This is a genomic window from Streptococcus sp. DD11 (assembly GCF_001578865.1).
In the GTDB taxonomy this organism is placed as follows: Bacteria; Bacillota; Bacilli; order Lactobacillales; family Streptococcaceae; genus Streptococcus; species Streptococcus panodentis.
Genome location: NZ_KQ969396.1, coordinates 63,445 through 66,787 on the forward strand (window position 1 = coordinate 63,445; position 3,343 = coordinate 66,787).

At 47.4% G+C, this 3,343-nt stretch carries 3 protein-coding genes; all 3 read right to left on the reverse strand.

The genetic code is table 11. The features are described from left to right. A partial coding sequence (locus STRDD11_RS09755; protein ID WP_164828476.1) for a LysR family transcriptional regulator occupies positions 1 to 827 on the reverse strand: 827 nt, incomplete at its 3' end. 137 nt (positions 828 to 964) lie between these two features. Further along, positions 965 to 1,822, reverse strand: a complete 858-nt coding sequence (locus STRDD11_RS09760) for a GNAT family N-acetyltransferase (RefSeq protein ID WP_128837167.1) — start codon at positions 1,820 to 1,822, stop codon at positions 965 to 967. Between the two features lie 217 nt (positions 1,823 to 2,039). After that, positions 2,040 to 3,343, reverse strand: a 1,304-nt coding sequence (locus tag STRDD11_RS14575) for an ABC transporter substrate-binding protein (RefSeq protein WP_241209400.1), incomplete at its 5' end; no start/stop codon positions are given.

Here is a 3,343-nt window from a genome sequence, read left to right on the forward strand (position 1 = left end):
CGTTTGACGTAGACCATGCGGTTGTCCAGATTGTCACGGAGCTTGATAACCGTAATGCCATTAACACTGTCGCTGTCCAAAAAGCCTGACCCGGTCGCATAGGCATCCGTCCGCTCCAAAATACCATTGAGCGTTGCCCGATCCGTCACATTAAACATCAGCGAGCTGTCGCTGGTATCCACAAAGTTCTCAGAGTAATAGAGATACTCGTCCTTTTCCTGAGTGAAGCGCACCGTCGGCAGATCCGCCAAATCCGCCATGACCAGCTCCTCTTTAGCCGTCAGGGGATGCTTTTCCCGCAGGTAAATGTGGGTTTGGAAGGGAATGAGCTCAATGACCTCCAGCCCCAGCTTATCCACCCGCTGCATAATGCCCTTGCTGTTCTGATTATTGAGGTAAATAATCCCGATTTCGCTGTGCCCCTGAGCCACCTCATCCAAGATCTGCACCGTGGTTGACTCAAATATCCGGAAATTCTTGTACTCAGGATATTTCTGCGAAAACTCTGTCATCAAAGGCGGCAGAAAGTCATAGTGCTGGCTGGCGATGGAAAATTCGTCCTTTTCCTCTTCCGGATTGGCATATTGATTTTGAAAGACATCAAAGCCCTTGACCAAATCCTGCGCTTTTTCGTAAAATTCCATGCCCCGGCGGGTCAGAAAGGTCCCGCTGCTGGTCCGGCGGAAAATCTTGAAACCGAGTTCTTTTTCCAAATCCCGGACAGAGATCGAGAGGCTGGGCTGGCTGACATACATTTTTTCCGCCGCTTCACGGAAGGTCCCGCTGTTGGCAATAGCGACCACATAACGCAATTGTTGAATATTCATACTATTTTCCTTCTTTACATATCGTCTCATTATACCATAAACCCAGACAGAACGAAAGAAAGCAGTTGTAATCGGCTGCTTCTATGTAACAAATCCCCAACCAGACAGACAGCTTCAGAGTCCCGCAAAACTCCTCCCTACTTCTCTGTCAGATAGACAACCTCTGTCTTCTCTGTGAAGCCCAGTTTTTTATAAAGTTTCAAGGCGCCAGTATTCTGCTTTTCGACGACAATTTGAAATTCCTGTCCATTGCGCTCGGCCAGGTCCTGCATACTGGCAAGCAGCAGATGACTGCCCAGACCTTGCCCTTGAAAATCTTGCGCCACTGCCAATCCAAAGAAATAATTGGTCCCAAAATCCGTATCAACCGATACTGAAGCCACAAGACGACCATCTTTTTTCAGGATATAGAGCAGACTGGAGGCACTGCTAACAGCTTCTCTGGCGTATTTCAGAGCCACATCCAGCGGCGTCTCAAAAACCCGGGACTGAAAGGCTGCGATTTCTTCTGCCAAATCCAGACTTCCCAGCAAGACCTCGACTCCTTCCCTCTCCTCTATAGCAAAACTCCCTGCAGCTTGGGTCAGCCAGATTTCTGCTTCATCTGCTAAATAGCTGAATCTCTGGGCAAAGGCTGGATGAGCCGCCAAAAAAGCCAACTCCGCCACATACTCAATCTCGCTCAAACCATACTCATCCGCCATCTTAGAAAAAGCCTTCAAGAGCTGATTGGCTATGCCCTGACGCCGATAGGCCGGCAGGACATAGAGAGAAACTTCTGCCTCCCCCGGCTCATCCGCATAGACGGACAGAAAGCCGACCGCTTGGCCGTCCATCTCCGCCAAGAAAAAAGCCGGCATTGTCGGATCTGCATTGTAATTATTGTCCAGATAGGGCAGACGGCAGCCGCCATCTGTTTGATTGCAGATTTGAACCAGCTCGAACAACTCCTGTTTTTCTTTATCAGGCAGCTTCGTATAAATATTCACTTTCATTTCTTTACTTCCTTGCATTTTTGTTTTCAGACTCATCAAAAATCTCTTGGTCCTCAAAGAAAGTCAAACTAGGTCAGCGTCCTGTCTGCAGCCCAGTTTTTAGTTTGCTGACGATGGTCATTGACTATTATTTTACCATAAATCCTCTGTCAGACAAAGATGTCTAAGAAAAGGGACTGGAGAAATTTCCAGCCCCTGAGTCACTATGACTTCTTCCTTATTTTTCAACATGGTCAGCCAGCTCTTCCTGAGCTTTCTGATTTGTTTTGGTAGTTTCTTCTTTCCATTTCTTTTTAGCTTCTTCGTAGTCTTTGGTCGTCACGACATCCGACTGAAGCTTGGTCAGCTTGAAGTTATAGCTTGAACCCTTGATACCGACCGCCGAATAGGTCCTGCTGAAAGGCACAATCTTAGTCACAGACGGTGCTGCACCCTGAGAGACTGTCGGCATAATCAGCCCATTGTCCAGCAGCCACGCCTCTGCCTCTGCATATTTTTCGTAGCGATTCTGAACATTGCTGGTTTCAGCATTCGCTTCCTCCAGCATCTTGGTGTAAGCATCCAGACCTAACTCTTTGAGCTTGGCATTATCCTGTCCCGGATCAAAACCAAAGCTTTTCAGATTGGCGCCGCTCTTGATATTCAGCACATCCAGATAAGTCGATGGATCCTGATAGTCTCCAATCCAGCCGCCTTCTGCCAGGTCATAGTCCTTCTGCGCTGCGGAATTGGCAAAATAAGTAATATTATTGTAATCATCTGAGCTCATCTTCTGCAGGTCAATGACAACATTCTCTGCACCCAGAGTTGACTCAATAGACTGCTTCAGAGAACTTGCCCACTGAACACCGATGGTGCTTGATTGATCGACCGGCATATCCAGATGAATCGGAAACTCAACACCCTCAGCCTGCAGAGCTTCTTTGGCCTGAGCAAATTTAGCCTTAGCCTTGTCAGGATTGTAGTAAGCATCCTGAGCATCCGACAGGTCCACTCCCTGCCATTCTGTTCCGTAGTTGACCAGCTTTTCTGAGACGACCTGACCGAAGTCCTTGTCGCCGATTTGAACGAAGGTCGGAGGCACCAGAGAGTTTCTCAGGATCTTAGTTGCTCCGTCTTCGCCATTCCCCTGCGCTCCATAAGTAGTGCGGTTAAAGGCAAAGTTGACAGCCTGACGGAAATCTTTATTCATAACAGCCTTATTAACAGCAGACTTTTGAGCATCTGTCGTTTTGCTGGTATGATTATAGGATTGACGATTATAATTGAAATTATAGTAATAAGAAGTCGAATCCTGCGGGCTGTAGACAATATTGTCACCATACTGCTTCTTAACAGAAGCAAAGCCAGAGCTGTTTGGATAGAGGCGGGCAGTGCTGTAGACACCGTCGCTAAAGCTGCGAACCAGTGCTTCTTGGTCCGTACCATCATAATAAGTCAGCTTGATACTGTCCAGACTGACACTGTCCTTATCGTAGTAATTTTCGTTTTTGACGAATTCCATGACTGATTTGGAGGTCA

Coding starts and splice junctions, on each gene's coding strand:
- STRDD11_RS09760 (WP_128837167.1), bottom strand. CDS start 1,822: ATGAAAGTGAATATTTATACGAAGCTGCCTGATAAAGAAAAACAGGAG.